Source organism: Paenarthrobacter sp. NPDC057355, from assembly GCF_042667405.1.
Classification (GTDB): Bacteria; Actinomycetota; Actinomycetes; order Actinomycetales; family Micrococcaceae; genus Arthrobacter.
Genome location: NZ_JBHVAL010000006.1, coordinates 83,631 through 101,358, shown reverse-complemented (window position 1 = coordinate 101,358; position 17,728 = coordinate 83,631). Strand labels below are relative to the sequence as shown.

Annotated in this window: 16 protein-coding genes; 12 read left to right on the top strand and 4 right to left on the bottom strand. The window is 63.6% G+C overall.

Annotated features, from left to right (window positions below):
- The first annotated feature begins 26 nt into the window (after nt 1–26).
- From ACFUOZ_RS09400 to dapA, 5 genes are all read left to right on the top strand, one after another.
- Nucleotides 27–689, top strand: a complete 663-nt coding sequence (locus ACFUOZ_RS09400) for a response regulator transcription factor (RefSeq protein ID WP_377547159.1) — start codon at nt 27–29, stop codon at nt 687–689.
- Nucleotides 686–2,101, top strand: a complete 1,416-nt coding sequence (locus ACFUOZ_RS09395; protein WP_377547157.1) for an ATP-binding protein — start codon at nt 686–688, stop codon at nt 2,099–2,101. Before ACFUOZ_RS09400 ends, ACFUOZ_RS09395 begins: the two co-directional genes overlap by 4 nt.
- Nucleotides 2,094–3,071 carry a TAXI family TRAP transporter solute-binding subunit gene (locus tag ACFUOZ_RS09390; RefSeq protein WP_377547154.1) on the top strand — a complete coding sequence of 326 codons (978 nt, stop codon included), beginning with the start codon at nt 2,094–2,096 and terminating at the stop codon, nt 3,069–3,071. Before ACFUOZ_RS09395 ends, ACFUOZ_RS09390 begins: the two co-directional genes overlap by 8 nt.
- Before the next feature lie 42 nt (nt 3,072–3,113).
- Nucleotides 3,114–3,950 (top strand): hydroxymethylpyrimidine/phosphomethylpyrimidine kinase, encoded by an 837-nt coding sequence (locus tag ACFUOZ_RS09385; protein WP_377547152.1) that lies wholly within the window; start codon nt 3,114–3,116, stop codon nt 3,948–3,950.
- 147 nt (nt 3,951–4,097) lie between these two features.
- Nucleotides 4,098–5,021, top strand: coding sequence for a 4-hydroxy-tetrahydrodipicolinate synthase (gene dapA / locus ACFUOZ_RS09380; RefSeq protein ID WP_377547150.1), 924 nt, complete (start codon nt 4,098–4,100; stop codon nt 5,019–5,021).
- 139 nt (nt 5,022–5,160) lie between these two features.
- Here the strand turns inward: dapA and ACFUOZ_RS09375 are convergent, their stop codons facing one another.
- Nucleotides 5,161–6,090: a cytochrome b/b6 domain-containing protein gene (locus ACFUOZ_RS09375; RefSeq protein ID WP_377547147.1), complete on the bottom strand. Its 930-nt coding sequence runs from the start codon at nt 6,088–6,090 to the stop codon at nt 5,161–5,163.
- Between the two features lie 302 nt (nt 6,091–6,392).
- On the opposite strand from ACFUOZ_RS09375, the gene ACFUOZ_RS09370 reads away from it, so the two are divergent.
- Genes ACFUOZ_RS09370 through ACFUOZ_RS09360 form a run of 3 tightly spaced genes read left to right on the top strand, consistent with a single transcriptional unit; the run spans nt 6,393 to nt 8,106 of the window.
- The gene (locus ACFUOZ_RS09370) at nt 6,393–7,007 is read left to right on the top strand and encodes a TetR/AcrR family transcriptional regulator (RefSeq protein WP_377547145.1); all 615 of its coding nucleotides are present in this window, start codon (nt 6,393–6,395) and stop codon (nt 7,005–7,007) included.
- 27 nt (nt 7,008–7,034) lie between these two features.
- Nucleotides 7,035–7,577, top strand: a complete 543-nt coding sequence (locus tag ACFUOZ_RS09365) for a helix-turn-helix domain-containing protein (RefSeq protein ID WP_377547143.1) — start codon at nt 7,035–7,037, stop codon at nt 7,575–7,577.
- Nucleotides 7,567–8,106 carry a DUF6036 family nucleotidyltransferase gene (locus ACFUOZ_RS09360; RefSeq protein WP_377547141.1) on the top strand — a complete coding sequence of 180 codons (540 nt, stop codon included), beginning with the start codon at nt 7,567–7,569 and terminating at the stop codon, nt 8,104–8,106. The genes ACFUOZ_RS09365 and ACFUOZ_RS09360 overlap by 11 nt, the downstream gene beginning before the upstream one ends.
- Before the next feature lie 100 nt (nt 8,107–8,206).
- Here the strand turns inward: ACFUOZ_RS09360 and ACFUOZ_RS09355 are convergent, their stop codons facing one another.
- Nucleotides 8,207–9,721, bottom strand: coding sequence for a helix-turn-helix domain-containing protein (locus ACFUOZ_RS09355; RefSeq protein ID WP_377547139.1), 1,515 nt, complete (start codon nt 9,719–9,721; stop codon nt 8,207–8,209).
- A gap of 144 nt (nt 9,722–9,865) precedes the next feature.
- Here ACFUOZ_RS09355 and aceA point away from each other — a divergent pair, with 144 nt between their 5' ends.
- Together aceA and aceB are read left to right on the top strand one after the other, a co-directional pair.
- On the top strand, nt 9,866–11,182 hold the full coding sequence (aceA, locus tag ACFUOZ_RS09350; protein WP_281449569.1) for an isocitrate lyase: 1,317 nt from the start codon (nt 9,866–9,868) through the stop codon (nt 11,180–11,182).
- A gap of 92 nt (nt 11,183–11,274) precedes the next feature.
- Nucleotides 11,275–12,927, top strand: a complete 1,653-nt coding sequence (gene aceB, locus ACFUOZ_RS09345; protein WP_377547136.1) for a malate synthase A — start codon at nt 11,275–11,277, stop codon at nt 12,925–12,927.
- 180 nt (nt 12,928–13,107) lie between these two features.
- Here the strand turns inward: aceB and ACFUOZ_RS09340 are convergent, their stop codons facing one another.
- Together ACFUOZ_RS09340 and ACFUOZ_RS09335 are read right to left on the bottom strand one after the other, a co-directional pair.
- Nucleotides 13,108–14,301 (bottom strand): CynX/NimT family MFS transporter, encoded by a 1,194-nt coding sequence (locus tag ACFUOZ_RS09340; protein ID WP_377547134.1) that lies wholly within the window; start codon nt 14,299–14,301, stop codon nt 13,108–13,110.
- Nucleotides 14,302–14,386: 85 nt separating this feature from the next.
- Nucleotides 14,387–15,604 (bottom strand): ROK family transcriptional regulator, encoded by a 1,218-nt coding sequence (locus ACFUOZ_RS09335; RefSeq protein WP_377547132.1) that lies wholly within the window; start codon nt 15,602–15,604, stop codon nt 14,387–14,389.
- Nucleotides 15,605–15,786: 182 nt separating this feature from the next.
- On the opposite strand from ACFUOZ_RS09335, the gene ACFUOZ_RS09330 reads away from it, so the two are divergent.
- Nucleotides 15,787–16,527, top strand: a complete 741-nt coding sequence (locus ACFUOZ_RS09330; protein WP_377547129.1) for a sugar phosphate isomerase/epimerase family protein — start codon at nt 15,787–15,789, stop codon at nt 16,525–16,527.
- Complete coding sequence (locus tag ACFUOZ_RS09325; protein WP_377547127.1) at nt 16,524–17,666, top strand: Gfo/Idh/MocA family protein; 1,143 nt, start codon at nt 16,524–16,526, stop codon at nt 17,664–17,666. The genes ACFUOZ_RS09330 and ACFUOZ_RS09325 overlap by 4 nt, the downstream gene beginning before the upstream one ends.
- Nucleotides 17,667–17,728 lie beyond the last annotated feature (62 nt).

Here is a 17,728-nt window from a genome sequence, read left to right as displayed (position 1 = left end):
AAGCCCCGAGACAGGAAGGAATCACCGTGCACGTGCTCATCGTCGAGGATGACGACGCCATGGCCTCAGCCTTGAGTGCCGCCGTCGCCTCTGCCGGGCATAAGCACACCCGGGTCTCCAGAGGCGAGGACGCACTCCTGGCCCATCGCCAGCACGAAGTGATCCTGTTGGACCTGGGCCTGCCGGATCTGGACGGCCTGGACGTCCTCAGGAAACTGCGCCAAGTCACCCAGATCCCGATCCTGATCCTGACGGCCCGCGATGACGAACGCAGCGTGGTCCTCGGCCTCCGCTCAGGCGCGGACGACTACCTGGTCAAACCCGTAAAACTCGTCGAACTCCTGGCCCGCATCGAAGCTGTGACGCGGCGGACCAACCGCGTCGGCCAGGCAGCGCCGCACACGATCGTCCTCGGAGAGCTCGAAGTGGACCTAGACCGTCGCATCGCATCGGTTGGCAACGGGGAGCTTCCCCTCACGGCAACGGAATTCGACCTTCTGGGACTCCTGGTCAGGCATGCGGGTTCCGTGGTTACCCGTGAACAGATTCTTGACGCGCTCTGGGGCGATGCCTTCCTGGCCCATTCGCGTTCACTGGACGTGCACCTGACCGGACTCCGGTCCAAGCTCAAGATGCCTGGGTTCATCATCAACGTCCGCGGCGTGGGCTATCGCGTCGAGCAGCCGTGAAACTCCGGGTCCTGGGCATTCTGAGCCTGTTGGTGGTGGTCCTCGTGGTGACGGTATCCAGCGTGATCCTGACATCGGCCAGCCGGGAACTCACCCAGGAGCTGCAAATCAACCGTGTCGCCGCCCTGAACCGCTTCGCGCAGCTGGCAAGTGACGCCCTGGAGGACAACAACACAACCCAGCTCCAACGCGAAATGGACCGCTACTCCGAGCTGTATGGCGAAGGAATCCTGATCCATATGCAGGGCCAAACCTTCCACTCGGGGGACCTTAACGATGACCAACCGCAGGTCCGTGATGCGCTCGACAGGGCAAGCCTGAACCTGAGTGACACCACCCTTGACCCCATCCGCGCCTTCGGGACGGCCAACGAGACCATCTCCCGGTCCTTCGGCACGGCCAGCCAGGTCCTGGGCGAGGTAGTGGTGGAAGTGAATCTCGACGTCGCCCGGCAGAAGCTGCGGGAGCGGTGGCTCGTCGTCGGGCTGGCTGCCGTGGCGCTTGGCGCCCTGCTTCTGGTGGCGGCAGCGCGCATCACCGGTTGGGTGTTGCGCCCGGTCCAGCGGCTCAGCCAAGCGGTCCACGAACTCGAAGCCACCGGCACCACCAGCCAACTCCCCGAAGCCGGCCCACCCGAACTGCGCGAACTCAGCCGCTCCTTCACCGCCATGGCCAACACGGTGAGCCAGAGCATGGAATCGCAGCGCCGGCTCATCGCGGACACATCGCACCAGCTGCGCAACCCGGTCGGGGCGTTGCGGTTGAGGATCGACCTGCTGCAGCTGGCACTGCGGTCCGAACCGGAGAAGGCCGCCGCGGCCGGCGTCGTAGCCGAGCTTGAGCGGGTGGAAGGGATGCTCGACGGCGTGCTGAAGCTGGCCACCGCGGAACATCGCGCCTCTGCAGGGGCTGCCCGGGTGGATCAGGAAAGCGGGCACCAGCTGCTTTCGGTGATCGACCCCTTTCCCGTCCTGCAAGGAGAGGTGGAACGGGCAGCCCCCGCAGCCGCACAGGCAGGTGCCACGATCACGCTCATCCAGCCATCACGGCCGGTCACCATTGCCTGCAACCCGGAAGAACTCGCGCACATGGTGGGTGAGGTCCTGGCCAATGCGATCAAGTACGCCCCGGGCGCCCACATCCAAGTGGCGACCGAACCTGCCCAAGGAGGCACCGCCGTCGTGATTTCCGACGACGGCCCGGGCCTCCCAGCCGATCAGCGCGCAGCGTCCACCAGCCGGTTCTGGCGGGCACCGCAGCACAGCAGCATCCCCGGCAACGGCTTGGGGATGACGATTGTGGAACGGTTGGCCGAGGCGAACGGGGCGAGGTTGGTGCTGGAAGACAGCAAGCCACACGGGTTGACGGTTCGCCTGGAATTCGGGCACCCAGGGGAGGGGGCCGATGTTTGAGGTGCCTGCGATTTCCCGGCGCAACGCCATCAAAGCCGCCATGATGTTCGGTGTGCTGGCCTCGGCTGTTGCCTGCTCCCCTTCGGAGAAGCCGCAAGAACTCACTGTGGCAGGCGGCGAACAGGGCGGTTTTTACCTTGAATTCGCCACCCTTCTGGCGAACTTGTTGCAACGGGAACGCATCGCGGAGAACGCCCGGGCCCTGACCACCGGCGGGAGCCTGGATAACATCCAGCGGGTGTTGTCCGGCGAGGCGACCTTCGCCGTCGCCCTTGCCGATGCTGCTGCGCAACCCGCTGCCAGCAGCCACAGCGAAGGACGCCTGGTGGCCCTCGGCAAGGTGTACCAGAACTACGTCCACTGCATCGTGCGCCAGGACAGTGCCATCCGGACGTTCGCGGACCTCGCCGGCAAAACCGCGGGTGTGGGCGAAGTTGGTTCGGGAACCACCCTTACCGCGGGAAGGATCATCGCCGCAGCCGGGCTGGCACCTCAGTCGGCAGCGCCGGAACGAGCCTTGAAGCAGGTCAACCTCGGCTTGAACCAGGCGATCGCGGCCCTGGCCGACGGTTCCATTGATGTCATGATCCAGTCCGGAGGCGTCCCGACGGCGCCCATCGCCGCTGCTGCGCAGGGTCTGCCCGTCCGGCTGCTTGACCTCTCCGATCTCATCCCTGCGACACGTGAGCAGTCCGGGTTCTTCTACGACCGTGTCCTCATTCCAGCCAACAGCTACGGAAACGCTCCTGCGGTGTGGACCGTGGGCGTGGCCAACCTGCTCTTGTGCCGCAGCGACCTGGCGGACCATGTCGTCCGGCAGACCGTGGAGCTCATGGTGGAACAGGCCCAGGACCTGGTGCCGAAGTCCAGCGCAGGAGTCCAGTTCCTCAGCCCGGAAACGCTGATCAACACCGCGGGAGTGCCCTTGCATCCGGCCGCCGAGTCCGCCTACCGGGCCCTGCACGGCTAGCCCCGTTTAGGAGTCGCACAGGAGCAACGCCAAAATGGAGTCATGACTTCAGCCGTTGCCCCAGCCATTGCTCTGACCATCGCCGGCTCCGAAGCGACCGGTGGCGCCGGCGCGCAGGCCGACCTCAAGACCTTCCAGGAACTCGGTGTGTTCGGAATCGCGAACCTCACCTGCATCGTTTCCTTCAACCCGCAGGACAGCTGGAACCACCGTTTTGTGCCGGTGGACCAGCAGGTCATTGCGGACCAATTGGAAGCCACGACGGCGGCCTACGGTGCCGCTTCAGGCGCACCTTCGGTTCTGGACACCGTGAAGATCGGCATGCTCGGCAGCCCGGCAACCATCAGCACCGTGGAGAATGCCCTGACCGGCGGCTCGTTCAAGCACGTGGTGCTCGACCCCGTGTTGATCTGCAAGGGCCAGGAGCCGGGCCACGCCCTGGACACCGACCAGGCTTTGAAGGCGCAGATCCTGCCGCTGGCCACGTTCGTTACCCCGAACCACTTCGAAGCCGAATCGCTGTCCGGACTCGCCATCATGGACGAGGAGTCTTTGAAGGCCGCAGCCATCAGGATCCACGAGATCAGCGGCGCAGCAGTCCTCGCCAAGGGCGGGGTGCGGCTGGAAGGGCCCGACGCCGTCGACGTCTACTACGACGGCGAGACGCTGGAAGTCCTGCGCGCTCCGAAGGTTGGCGAGGTTGCGGTCTCCGGTGCCGGCTGCTCGCTTGCTGCGGCCGTGACCGCGGAGCTGGCCAAGGGCGCCACTCCCTTGGAAGCTGCCCGCACCGCCAAGGCCTTCGTCACAGCGGGCATCAAGAACAGGGTTTCCTCCGGCGCCCCGTTTGATGCGCTGTGGCAGGGTGGGGCGTTGAGCTAGCGGTCTTTTTCGCTTCGGCGCGTTTGTCGATTGTTTGCATAATCCGTCTCCCCTGTCGCCAGCTGGCTGAATCACCCCGAGACACCCCTCTCACATCCGGGCCGAAATACCTTCCGCGCGCGGCCCGGAAGGCGGTAGGGTCGCATCATGGTTCTGCCAATGACCCCTGGGCGCCCGTTCGGCGCTGTCCTCACCGCTATGGTTACCCCGATGACTCCCGACGGTGCTCTGGATCTGCCATCTGCGGTGAGGCTGGCGAAGAAGCTAGTTGACGAGGGCAGCGACGGCTTGGTTCTGTCCGGCACCACCGGCGAGTCACCTGTGACGCACGGCCCGGAGAAAGCCGCCCTCGTGGCGGCGGTCGTTGAGTCAGTTGGCGACAGGGCCGCCGTCCTGGCGGGCGTTGGTTCGAATGACACGGCCCATGCGATGCGGATGGCGGAGCAGGCGGGTGAGGCGGGAGCCGACGGCCTGTTGCTCGTCTCGCCTTACTATTCGAGGCCCACGCAGGACGGCCTTTACCTCCACTTCACGACGGTTGCCGATGCCACCGAGCTTCCCATCATGCTCTACGATGTCCCGGGACGAACAGGCGTGCGGATTTCTCCCGACACCTGGATGCGGTTGGCGCAACATCCGCGGATTGTGGCTAACAAGGACGCCACGGGCGACCTCTACGCTGCCGCCAAACTCAAGGCGGCCACCGGCTTGGCGTGGTATTCAGGCGATGACGGACTGTTTCTGCCGTTTCTGTCGATTGGCGGAGCCGGGGTTGTCGCAGTCGCCTCACACGTCGTGGGCGCCGAATTCGCCGAGGTAGTCCGCCGCTGGGATGCCGGCGACCCCAGCGGAGCGCTGGAAGTCTTTAACGCCACTATCCCGGTCGTCGATGCGCTGAACGATGCCGGCGCCCAAGCTGTGATGGCCAAGGCAGCTCTGCAGGCCCAAGGAGTCCTGTCACACCGCACCCTACGCCTGCCAAACGTTGCTGCAGCTGACCACGAGGTCGCGATCCTGGGCGATATCCTGAGAGCAGCGGGCTTAGCGTTACAAGGTTCCACCACTGGGTAACGGATTCGCCGCTGGGCTGAGTCGTGGTCCAGGCACGCCTTTACGAACGGCGAAACGCTGGATGCCTCAGAGCTAGCGCCTCCTAAGACCAAAACAGCCGCTCCGGAAACCCTTCCGGAGCGGCTGTTTTTGTTAGGGGCTAGCGCGAAACCTTGCCCATCAATGAGGCGATGGGGCGGAGGAACAACGGCCGGGCCAGGAACCACGCAGCTGCCGTGAAGACGATGGAGGCCGCGAAGATCCCGAAGCCCCACCAGCTGTAGTCGTTGTTGGACGCGTACATGTGGTTCAGGTTGTTCAGCGCGCCGGTGGCCAGCACCAGGGTGACGTGGACGATCACGAATGCCACGAAGTAGATCATCACCGGGAAGTGGATCTTGCGCGCCAGCTCGATGGGGTAGAACTTGTTGATCGCGGCCTTCTTGGGCCACGCACCGGACATCCGGATACCGGTGATGATGGCCAGGGGCGCGGCAATGAAGACAGTGACGAAGTAGGTCAGGAGCTGGAGGCTGTTGTAGTTGTTCCAGCCGTTCTCAACGGGCCAGTTCAGCGAGGCGTACTGAAGGCCGGCCGAAAGCGCGTTCGGGAAGACGTCCCAGTTGGTGGGAACGATCCGCAGCCACTGCCCGGTCGCGAAGAGCAGAACGATGAAAATGATGCCGTTCAAGACCCACAATGCGTCCAGTGTCAGGTGGAACCAGAGGTCCAGGCTGATTTTGCTCGGCGGGTTCTTGGTTTTGATGAATCCCTTGTTGTTCCTGGTCCAGTACGCCGGAGGCCGGGTGGTGGTGCGCACCTGCCAGCCCGAACGAATGATCAGGACAAGGAAGAACATGTTCAGGAAGTGCTGCCAGCCAAGCCACGCGGGAAAGCCCGTAGGGGTACCTTCGGGGATCGATGAGTGGCCAGGGTAATCCGTCAGGAATTGCTGCACCGGCTGCAGGGTTCGGAGCCACTGTGCCAGGAGAACCAGGATCAGGGCCACCACCAAAGCTCCCGCAGTGACGACGACTGGCTTGAACCACCTGTTCGACGTGATCCCGGACGACTTGCTTGAAACGGACATCAGGCCGCGTTCCTCTCTGGCTTGGTTGGCTGCGACCAGTTGGCGCTATATAGCGATTCAACCAGTTGCAGCCCGACGGCGAAAACGGCACCCGGGTTTCGAGGCGTCCCACGTCAAAAATCGCAGCATTCGGAAACATGCCGCAATACATATTTCTAGAACCTGTTTCCAAAATTATTTCCTGCAGTACATGACTCGGTCAAGGCTTTTGGGTGGCTATGAGGATAAATCGGAAGGTAGGATTCCAGAAAGTAGCCGTACAACACGCCGGTTCTTGGCCAGTTCGTGAAGGGAGTTCCGGCTTGGTCCGAAAAACCTCCGAAGCAGCCAGCTCCACGGGCTCCTGGCAGTGGACCCGCACCGCAGCGACGCAGCGAAACTTACTGGATGCAGCCGCCGAAGTGTTCGTTGAACATGGCTTCACGGATGCGAGCATCTCCGACATCGTCGCCCGTGCCGGGTCAAGCGTTGGCAGCCTCTACCACCACTTCGGCGGTAAGACTGAGCTGTTCCTCGCACTCTGGGACGACTACCAAAACGAGCACGAACGCCTCGTGGCTGCCGCAGTAGCCAAGGCCCGCAAAGCCGGCGAAAGCGAACCCCTCGCCTTGTTCGACATCGGCAGCCGCAGCTACTTCGAGTACACCTGGAAGCACCGCGACCTGGAGCGGGTCTTCATTGAGGGCGACACTCCCCCGGGATTTGAGATGCTCCGGCGGGAACGCGGACGCGAGTGGGTCCGCCAGAACTCCGTGCTGCTCGGTACCAGCGAGGACACCTTGGGCCGGCTCACGGTCGCGGTGATCACGGACATCATTACGGTCGCCGGCCACGAGGTCGCCTTGAGTGCCACCAAAAAGGCGGCGGACGACGTCGTAAACGCTGCGGCAGTCTTGGTGGCGCGGCTGGTTCCCTAGGCGGGTGTATGGGGGTACCATACAGGGGTGGACATCGACATGGATGAGCTGATTCAGGAAGCCGAGGACTTGGGCAGGATCAGCGAGGATTTGCGGCGAAGGCAACTCGTTGCTGCCCACCGGCGGCAAGAAGCAATCTTGTCTCTTCATGCTTTGGGACTATCAATCCGTGAAATCGCGAAGAGGATCGATTGCAGCCCTTCCGTGGTGCAGTCGTCGATCAAGTCCGCACGATCCCGACGCCCTCGCTTGCTTCGCAGGGAAGAGCGCATCCCATTCGAACTTCACATCGAGCTGAGTCTCAAGCTCCATCTCGACGAACAACGCATCCGGAGCATCGGGCGTGCCGGCGTTGAAAAGATGCGTGAACGGCCCAGAAGCACCGTCGCTGACGAGTGGGTTAACCGTTGGGATGAGCTCCTGGGTCTGCCGGTTGAAGAGATCGAAGAGGCAATGCTCGAAGACAGCCCCTTCGCCACAGAGCTCAGGCAGATGAGCCCCTTCGCGGGTGCGCTCTCGGAGCAAGAACGCCTCATTGCAATTAAGAAGGCAGCCGCTCTTGCGCCGTGAGGAACTTGAACATGCCATTCGGGCAGCTACCGAGATCATCCACAACGACCGCGTCATTGTTATTGGTAGCCAGTCGATCCTGGGCACTTACACCGAAGACCAACTGCCACTTGCCGCCACCATGTCAGACGAAGTGGACATCGCACCGCTGGCAGATGATGACGCGGGAACGTTGGCGGACCGCATCGACGCTGCCATCGGCGAGTGGTCCCCCTTCCATGCCGAATTCGGTTTCTATGTCCAGGGCGTTGGCAGACAGACCGCTGTACTTCCCAAGGACTGGGAATACCGCCTTGTTAGCGTCCGGAATGAAAATACCAAGAACAGCACTGGCCTCTGCCTCGACCCCTACGACCTGTGCGCCGCGAAGTTGATTGCCGCCAGGATCAAGGACCATGCATTTGTTCTCGCCCTTGTTGAGTCGAAACTCATTGACCCGATCACCTTGGCAGAACGTATCGAGCTCATCGACCCGTCGGAAACCCGGAGAGAAAGCGCGCTGGCCTGGGCGAACGCTTTGAACCCCTAGCCCCGGCGAGATCGCGAGTTCGCGGGAAACCGGCGAGATCGCACGGAAACCAGCGACCCCGCACGCTTCCCGCGAACTCGAGCGCAGGCCCGCCAAAAAATCAGCGCCCCGAGTGCGCCTCCAGGAAGCTGTACACCTCGGTCTCGTCCACGCCGGGGAATGCTCCCGGAGGCATAGCAGCGAGCAGGTGCGAGTGGGCCCGGGCCGAAGGCCACGCGTTTCCGGCCCATTCGTCGGCCAATGCGGCCGGCGGACGCTTGCAGCAGTTGGGATCCGGGCAGTTCGACGTTGCCCTGGCCGTGGTTTCACGCCCGCGGAACCACTTCACATGCTGGTATGGAACCCCGATGCTCAGGGAAAACTCCCCCGAGGCCGAGCGCTCGGTGCGGGCCGTGCACCAGTACGTCCCGGACGGCGTATCCGTGTACTGGCTGTACGCGCTGAACTTGTCGGGCACATCGAACACAGCCCGCGAGGTCCACGCCTTGCACGACGGCTGCCCCTCGATCGCCCCGGTGTGATCCTGCGGGAACGTCACGCCGTCGTTCTCGTAGGCCTTGTAGATGATGCCGGACTGGTGGGTCTTCTGGAAGTGCGTGGTGATGCCCAGATGCTTGGTGGCCAGGTTGGTGAAGCGGTGGGCGGCTGTTTCATAGGAGACGGCGAAGGCATCGCGGATGTCCTCGACGGCGATTTCCTTGGCAGCCTTGGCCTTTTGCAGGAACTCCACGGTGGCGTGCTCGGGCAGCAACAAGGCCGCAGCGAAATAGTTGGTGGCCACACGCTGCGCCAGGAAATCCCCGTAGTTCCGCGGAGTTTCATGCCCCAGGACGTAGTGCCCCAGCGCCTGCAGCAGCACAGAGCGGGGGTCGTGGTCCTGCCGCTGGTTCTGGGTCAGATAAATTCTGCGGTTCTTCAAATCCGTCACGGAACGCGTTGAATGGGGCAGGTCGCCCACATGGTGAAGCGAAAAACCGAGGTTCTCGGCGATGTCCGCAATGACGTGCTGGCTCAGCGGACCCGTGGTGTAGCCGACCCCTTTGAGGACCTTCTGCGCCTCGGCCTCATACTCGGGGAAATAGTTACCGCGCTCGCGCATCATGGCACGCAACTCGCCGTTGGCGCGGCGGGCTTCCTCCGGCGTCGCGGCTTGCTCGTTAAGTTTGCGCTCGAGCTCCTGAAGCAGCCCCACCTGCGATTCCAGGACCTCCAGCGGAAGCCGCGAGCTGATGCGGATTTTGGGCAGGTTCAGCGACTCGTACAGGGGTCCGCGCTGGTACCGTTCCAGCTCGATTTCCAGGGCGGCGCGGCGGCTCGGCGGCTCGGCTCCCAGAAGCTGGTCGATGCTTACATTGAGCGACGCAGCCAGTTGCTGAAGAAGTCCCAGCTTGGGTTCACGCTTGCCGTTTTCGATGAGGCTCAGCTGACTGGGCGCGGTGCCGACGGCGGCACTCAGGTCATCGAGCGTCAGGCCGGCTTGCTTGCGCAGATGGCGCACGCGGCGGCCGAGGCTGATGACGTCCAGTTCGGGGGACGTTGGGGACGACGACGGCGACGCGACGTCGCGATTCCAGCTTGAAGGCGACATTTCTTGAGAATACGCGAAGAACTGCATTTCTTTCCATACTTTTCCTCTAGAAAGGCCCTTGAAAGTACAGAAAAGTAGTTCTCACGAAAAAGAAATACAGACCCCGGTCAGCCGGCCGAAGCAGCAAGGAAGCTGTGGAGGCCGGCCCGGGCACCACATAGGAGACATGCAATGACCGCATCGTTTGAACCAGCAGAGCAGACCGCCGAGCAGCAGGCAGCAGCGCTGGAACTTGAATGGTCCGCCAACCCGCGCTGGGAGGGCGTCACCCGCGATTACTCGGCTTCCGACGTCGTCCGCCTCCGCGGCCGCGTCTCCGAAGAGCACACCCTGGCCCGCCGCGGTTCGGAAAAGCTCTGGAAGCAGCTCACCGAGGAAGCCCCCAACGGCGGCTACACCAACGCCCTTGGTGCACTGACCGGCAACCAGGCCGTCCAGCAGGTCAAGGCCGGCCTGCGAGCCATCTACCTGTCCGGCTGGCAGGTTGCAGCCGACGCCAACCTCTCCGGCCACACCTACCCGGACCAGTCCCTGTACCCCGCCAACTCGGTTCCGCAGGTCGTCCGCCGCATCAACAACGCCCTGCTCCGCGCAGACCAGATCGAATACGCCGAAGGCGTCAAGACTGTTGAGGACTGGCTGGTGCCGATCGTCGCCGACGCCGAAGCCGGCTTTGGTGGCCCGCTCAACGCCTACGAGCTCATGAAATCCATGATCACCGCCGGTGCCTCGGGCGTTCACTGGGAAGACCAGCTCGCATCCGAGAAGAAGTGCGGACACCTTGGCGGCAAGGTCCTGATCCCCACCCAGCAGCACATCCGGACCCTGAACGCAGCCCGCTTGGCAGCCGACGTCGCCGGTACCCCGACCGTCGTCATCGCCCGTACCGACGCCGAGGCAGCAACCCTGATCACCTCCGACGTCGATGAGCGCGACCAGGAATTCATCACCGGTGAACGTACCGCCGAGGGCTTCTACAAGGTCCGCAACGGCATCGAACCCTGCATCGCCCGCGCCAAGGCCTACGCACCGTACTCCGACCTCATCTGGATGGAGACCGGCACCCCGGACCTGGAGCTGGCCCGCAAGTTCGCCGAGTCGGTCAAGGCCGAGTTCCCGGACCAGATGCTCTCCTACAACTGCTCGCCGTCGTTCAACTGGCGCAAGCACCTGGACGACGCCACGATCGCCAAGTTCCAGCGCGAACTCGGTGCCATGGGCTTCACGTTCCAGTTCATCACCCTGGCCGGCTTCCACGCCCTGAACTACTCGATGTTCGACCTCGCCCACGGCTACGCCCGCGAAGGCATGAGCGCCTACGTCGAGCTCCAAGAAAAGGAATTCGCCTCCGAATCACGCGGCTACACCGCCACGAAGCACCAGCGCGAAGTCGGCACCGGCTACTTCGACGACATCGCCACAGCGCTCAACCCGAACGCTTCCACCCTGGCCCTGGTGGGATCCACCGAAGAAGGCCAGTTCCACTAAATCTTCTCCCAACCAAGTAGCAGCAGATGTCGTACTGAACGTCCAGAACGACATCTGCTGTCACCCAGTTGGGTTCCTGAAAGGACAATCCAATGAACAGCTTCACCGACAACTTCACTATTAATGGCATTACGTTGACCGCGCAGCCCATCTCGCGGCAGAACGAGGTCCTCACTCCGGATGCGCTTGAGTTCGTCGGCAAGCTGCACCGTGCTGTTGCTGATCGTCGGCAGGAGCTGATGCAGGCACGGCACGCACGGCGTAACGCGATTTCGAGTGGCCAGGACCCACGGTTCCTGCCGGAGACCGAGGGCATTCGCAACGACCCGTCCTGGCGTGTTGCTCCCCCGGCACCGGGCCTGGAAGACCGCCGCGTGGAAATCACCGGACCTGTGGACAAGAAGATGACCATCAACGCCCTGAACTCGGGTGCGAAGGTATGGCTCGCGGACATGGAGGACTCCTCCACGCCGACGTGGCGCAACGTGATCCAAGGCCAGCTGAACCTGACCGATGCGCTGGAGCGCCGGATCGACTTCACTTCTCCTGAGGGCAAGGAATACAAGCTCAAGGCTGCCGAGGACCTGCCCACCATCGTGGTGCGTCCGCGTGGTTGGCACCTGCCGGAGAAGCACATGCTCATCGACGGAAAGCCGATCGCCGGCGGAATCGTGGACTTCGGGCTGTACTTCTTCCATAACGCCCGCCGCCTGCTCGCACAGGGCAAGGGCCCGTACTTCTACCTGCCCAAGATCGAGAACCACCTCGAAGCCCGGCTGTGGAACGACATCTTCATCCTGGCCCAGGACCTGCTCGGCATCCCGCAGGGCACCATCCGCGCCACCGTGTTGATCGAAACCATCACGGCCGCGTTCGAGATGGAAGAAATCCTGTACGAACTGCGGGACCACGCCAGTGGATTGAACGCCGGCCGTTGGGACTACATCTTCTCGCTGATCAAGAACTTCCGCACCCGTGGACCCCGTTTTGTACTCCCGGACCGCGGCCAGGTGACCATGACCCAACCGTTCATGCGGGCCTACACCGAGCAACTGGTCCGGGCTTGCCACCGACGCGGAGCCATGGCAATTGGGGGCATGGCAGCAGCTGTTCCGAACCGTAAGGACGAGGCCGCCAACGCAGCTTCCTTCGAGAAGGTCCGTGCCGACAAGACCCGCGAAGCCAACGACGGCTTCGACGGCTCCTGGGTTGCCCACCCGGACCTGGTGCCCGTATGCCGCGAGGTCTTTGACGAGGTGCTCGGAGAGAAGCCGAACCAACTCAGCAAAACCCGCGAGGACGTCACCCCGGACGATCGTGCACTCATCGACATCTCCACCACCACAGGAACCATCACCGAACACGGCGTTCGCCTCAACATCGAAGTAGGCATCCGCTACATCGAGTCCTGGCTGCGCGGCAACGGTGCGGTTGCCATCCATAACCTGATGGAGGATGCCGCCACTGCCGAGATTTCCCGGTCCCAGCTGTGGCAGTGGATCCACTCCCACGCCATCACCGACCAGGGCGACATCATCACCCGGGAATGGGTCGAGGACATGCTGGACGAGGAATTCGCCCGTCTGGAACGCTTTGACGGCGACCGCTTCGCTGATGCACGGGCGATCTTCGAAGAAGTGACTCTGGCCGAGGAATTCCCAACCTTCCTGACCATCCCCGCCTACGCCCGCTTCCTGACCGAAGCCAAGGAAGAGGCTACGGAAGAAGAACTGGTCGCCGCCTAGCAGAAGCAACCCAACAAGCCCCGACGCTGGGCTGCCTGCACTCTTCGCAACAAGTGACCCCGAAGGCCGGGGAGGCAGCCCAGCACCGGAACAACCACCCAACTGAGTAACAGCAAACGCTCCACTGAACGTTCAGTGGAGCGTTTGCTGTTACTCAGTTGGGTCAGGCCGGGACTGGGGTTAGGCCTGGCGGGATACCCAGCGCACGGACAACGTGGTGCACACACAGAACGCCAGCACCGAACCAAGGATCACCAACAAGGGCGCAGTCCAGCCGTCGGACACGCTGTGGACGTAACCAACAATCGTCGGCGCCAAGGCAGCGAAGCAGTAGCCCACACCCTGGACAACGGCAGACATCTTCCCCGCGGCAGCCTGGGAACGGGCGAACTGGATGATGGCAATGAAGATCACCGTGATCCCGCCGCCTTGGGCTACACCACCCAGCGAAGACCACATCCACCACCACGACGGCGCCAGCAGCAAGCCCACGGGGACGGTCAGCCACAGCGCGCTCAAGGTGGCCGCCACCGCCGTCGTACTGCTGAAACGGGCCAGGAGCGGCACTCCCAGGCCGCCCAGGATCGCAAAGATCTGGAACAGCGAGGAACCGGCACCCGCCTGGGCCGTGTCCATCGCGAGTTCGTCGGACAGGAAGCTCGGGAGCCACGCTGTGACGCCGTAGTAGGAAAACGCCTGGCCGGCAAAGCCCAGGGTCAGGCCGGCGGTCAGCCATCCAACTCCGGCGACTCGCCCCGAACCGGCCTGCGCGGAAGGCGCGACGGCGGCAGGCACCAGAGCGCGCCTCGCGCCCACCGTCGGGACCCAGAAAAGGATCGCGGCCAGCGCCAGCAACGCACTTGCGGCGAGGGAGAGCCGCCACCCCACCAGTTCAGCCAACGGTGCCGTGGCAACAGAGGTGAGGAACGAGCCGATGTTCAGCGCCGCCGTGTAGACACCCATCGCAGTCGCCTGCCGCCTGGGAGCGAAGTCACGCCGGATGATCAGCGGGACCGCGATGTTCCCGATGGTGATCGCCAAACCGATGACCACCGTGCCCGCCATCACCAGCGCGCCGCCACCGACGGAGCGGATCACCACACCGGCCAGCACTCCGAGCAGGGTCAGCATCACCGCGAACTCGGCGCCCAGCCGGCGTCCGGCCAATGACGCCACCGGCGAGGCAAGCGAGAAGCAGAGCACAGGGATGCCCGTCAGCAACCCAAGTTCCACCGGCGAGAAGCCGAGGTCCTGTCGGAGCAGATCCACCACGGGTGCCACCGCCACGAACGGCCCGCGCATATTCAGGGCAATCAGCCCGATACATGCCAGCAGCAGCCAGCCCCGGGGAACTTTGGCGAGGAACTGGGTCATGGTGCGGGCCGGCAAGTGGCAGGAAACGTTTTCATCAGTTTCATTGCTATCACGCCTGCGCGCCCCCACCGGCATCCATGAAGCCTCAACCCGTGGCTTGCAGCGTGGCCTCGATCACCGCGGGCGAAAGGACGTACCGGGTCACCATCTGGCTCGCGCCAAGGATCGCGGAACGTTCGCCGGCCATTGAAATACCGATGCGGAGGTGCGTCGTGGCCAGCGGCAGCGATCGCCGGTAGACCACCTCGCGGATGCCGGCCACCAAGTGCTCGCCGGCCTCTCCCACACTGCCGCCAATGATGATCATGGAAGGGTTCAGCAGGTTGACCACGGTGGCCAGGACGTCCCCGACGTCGCGCCCCGCCTGCCGCAACGCCTGGATTGCCTGCAGGTTTCCCTCGCCCACGAGGCGCAGGACGTCCGCGCCGTTGCTGGCTTCCAGCCCTTGCGTCCGGAGTTGATGCGCGACGGCGGGACCCGATGCCAGTGCCTCGAGGCACCCGTAGTTGCCGCATCGGCAAAGGACGTCGTCTCCGCGTGGGACACGGACGTGGCCGAGGTCGCCGGCGGTGCCGTTGGCGCCACGCTGCAACTCACCGCTGCTGATGATGCCCGCACCAATGCCGGTGGCGACCTTGATGAAGAGGAAGTTGTCGTGGTCCGGCCAGTACGCGGTCCGTTCGCCCAGCGCCATGATGTTGACGTCGTTGTCCACCAACACGGGAACAGGTAGCGAGCGCTGGACGTAAGTGACGACGTCGAACCCGTCCCATCCGGGCATGATCGGCGGCTTCACGGGCCGTCCCGTGTCGTGCTCCACGGGACCGGGCAGCCCGATGCCCATGCCCGCAAGGTCTGTAAGCTCCCGCCCTGCCTCGGCAAGGAGTTCACGGCCGGCAGAGACCACACGGCCCAGGACCGCTTCTGGCCCGTCGGCCACTTCCTGCTTCAGCCGCCGCTCCGCGAGGACACTGCCCCCGAGGTCGGTGACGGCGACAATCATGTGGGTCGCTCCGACGTCGACCGCCAGGACCACCCGCGCGGCGGGGTTGAAGGCAAAGCGCGACGGCGGCCTGCCGCCACTGGAGCTCGCCTCCCCGGCCGGACCGACCAGTCCGGAATTGATGAGGGCGTCGATGCGGGAGGCGACTGTGGAGCGGGCCAACCCCGTGGTGAGGGCCAGCTCAGCGCGGGTCCGGGCCTGTCCGTCGCGGAGAAGTTGGAAGAGATCACCAGCGCGCGACAAATTGCCGGCCTCTAAGACCGGGGCGTTTCCGGCGTCGTTTGCGGGTGCTGGAGTCATGCACTTAGTGAAGCACGATTGCTTATGCGTGTCATGCAATAAAAGTTTGTCGGCCATATTTCAACTTTTGCTTGACCGCCGACAAAAGTCACCCTAGGTTGTGATGAGCAGCACATCACGACCGCAGATGGTGGTTATCACCCCGGCCGATCCGCACTCACCCACAATGACGAGGAGAGACAGTGTCATATTCGATCCAGCTCTACACGGTCCGAAAGGCCTTGGAAGAGGATCTTGCTGGAACCATCCAGCGATTGGCAGAAATTGGTTTCACGATGGTGGAGCCGTACCGCTTTGTCGCCAAGGCCGCTGAGCTGAAGCAGGCATTGGCAGAGAACAACCTCACCGCTCCCTCCGGCCACGCTCCGTTGCTGAGCGACGACCAAGACGCAATCTTCGCTGCCGCGCAGCAGTTGGGCATTGGCACGGTCATCGACCCCCACGTTCCCATCGACCGCTGGAACACCATCGAAGACATCAAGGAAACCGCCAGCCAGCTCAACGCCGCCGCCGCCAAGGGTGCGGAGTACGGAGTCCGCGTCGGCTACCACAACCACTGGTGGGAAGTTGAGTCGGTCATCGACGGGAAAACCGCCATTGAGCACCTCGCCGACCACCTGGCTCCTGGGGTGGTCCTGGAGCTCGACACCTACTGGGCAGCCGTTGGTGGCCAGAACCCGGCCGAACTCCTCGCACGCCTCGGTGACCGGGTGAAGTTCATCCACATCAAGGACGGCCCCGTCACCTCGGATCCGTCCCAGCAGTTGGCTGTCGGCGACGGCAAGATGCCCATCTGGGAGGTTCTTGAAGCGGCAGGTTCGCTTGAGGCCGGCGTCGTCGAGCTTGACGACTTCGACGGCGACATGTTCGAAGCCGTCCGTGACAGCTACAACTACCTCAGCGCTGGAAAGGTCAACGCATGAGCCACGCAACAGGAGCATCCTTCGGCCCCGTGGGCTCCGGCCCGGTCGGAGTCGGTATCATCGGCGCCGGCGTCATCAGCAAGCAGTACCTGGACAACCTCACCAGCTTCCCGGACGTCAAGGTAGTTGCCATTGGCGATCTGTTCGAAGAAGCGGCAGCCGCGCGCGCCGCAGAGTACGGAATCGGGAAGCACGGTGGGGTCGACACCGTCCTGTCTGATCCCGATGTCGAAATCGTCGTCAACCTGACCATCCCGGCCGCCCACGTTGAAGTAGCTACCCAAGCGGTCAACGCCGGAAAGCACGTCTGGAGTGAAAAGCCCTTCTCCCTGGACCGCGAAAGCGGACTTGGCCTGCTCAAGGTGGCTGATGCTGCGGGTGTGCGCCTGGGTTGCGCGCCGGACACCTTCCTGGGCGCCGGCCTCCAGACTGCCCGCCGCATGATCGAGCGCGGCGACATCGGCACCCCGCTGACCGCCCTGACGCTCATGCAGTCCCCCGGCCCGGAGTCGTGGCACCCCAACCCCGCCTTCCTCTTCCAGGACGGCGCGGGTCCACTGTTCGACATCGGCCCTTACTACCTCACCACCTTGGTCCAGACCTTCGGCAGCATCCGCCGGGTTGCCGCCTTCGGTTCGAAGTCCCGTGAGACCCGCACCATCGGTTCAGGCCCCAAGGCCGGCGAAGTATTCGACGTCACCGTTCCCACGCACGTCAGCTCCATCCTGGAGTTTGAAGGCGGCGAGTCCGCGCAGAGCATCTTCAGCTTCGATTCCCCGCTCAAGCGGGCAGGATTTGTCGAGATCACGGGAACGGACGCCACCATCGCGCTTCCGGATCCCAACATGTTCGACGGCGACATCAGGATCTGCAAGCTGGGTTCCGACGATTGGACCACCGTTCCGTCCGTGGGCTCAACCGCGAGCCGGGGCGCCGGCGTCCTTGAAATGGCCCGCGCCATCCGCGAAGGCCGTCCGCACCGTGCACAGGGCGAGTTGGCCTTCCACGTCCTGGACACGATGGCCTCCATTGCGGAGTCGATCGACAACCGGGCCTTCGTCGACGTCGAAAGCTCCGCTGACAAGGTTCCCGCCCTCCCCGAGGACTGGGACCCCACCGCAGCAACTCTCTCCGCCTGATCAGCAGCACACACCAGCCCCAATCAACATAGCCCCAGCTCGACGACGAGAAATCGGAGCAA

Coding starts and splice junctions, on each gene's coding strand:
- ACFUOZ_RS09390 (WP_377547154.1), top strand. CDS start 2,094: ATGTTTGAGGTGCCTGCGATTTCCCGGCGCAACGCCATCAAAGCCGCC.
- ACFUOZ_RS09385 (WP_377547152.1), top strand. CDS start 3,114: ATGACTTCAGCCGTTGCCCCAGCCATTGCTCTGACCATCGCCGGCTCC.
- dapA (WP_377547150.1), top strand. CDS start 4,098: ATGGTTCTGCCAATGACCCCTGGGCGCCCGTTCGGCGCTGTCCTCACC.
- ACFUOZ_RS09375 (WP_377547147.1), bottom strand. CDS start 6,090: ATGTCCGTTTCAAGCAAGTCGTCCGGGATCACGTCGAACAGGTGGTTC.
- ACFUOZ_RS09355 (WP_377547139.1), bottom strand. CDS start 9,721: ATGCAGTTCTTCGCGTATTCTCAAGAAATGTCGCCTTCAAGCTGGAAT.
- aceA (WP_281449569.1), top strand. CDS start 9,866: ATGACCGCATCGTTTGAACCAGCAGAGCAGACCGCCGAGCAGCAGGCA.
- aceB (WP_377547136.1), top strand. CDS start 11,275: ATGAACAGCTTCACCGACAACTTCACTATTAATGGCATTACGTTGACC.
- ACFUOZ_RS09340 (WP_377547134.1), bottom strand. CDS start 14,301: ATGACCCAGTTCCTCGCCAAAGTTCCCCGGGGCTGGCTGCTGCTGGCA.
- ACFUOZ_RS09335 (WP_377547132.1), bottom strand. CDS start 15,604: ATGACTCCAGCACCCGCAAACGACGCCGGAAACGCCCCGGTCTTAGAG.
- ACFUOZ_RS09325 (WP_377547127.1), top strand. CDS start 16,524: ATGAGCCACGCAACAGGAGCATCCTTCGGCCCCGTGGGCTCCGGCCCG.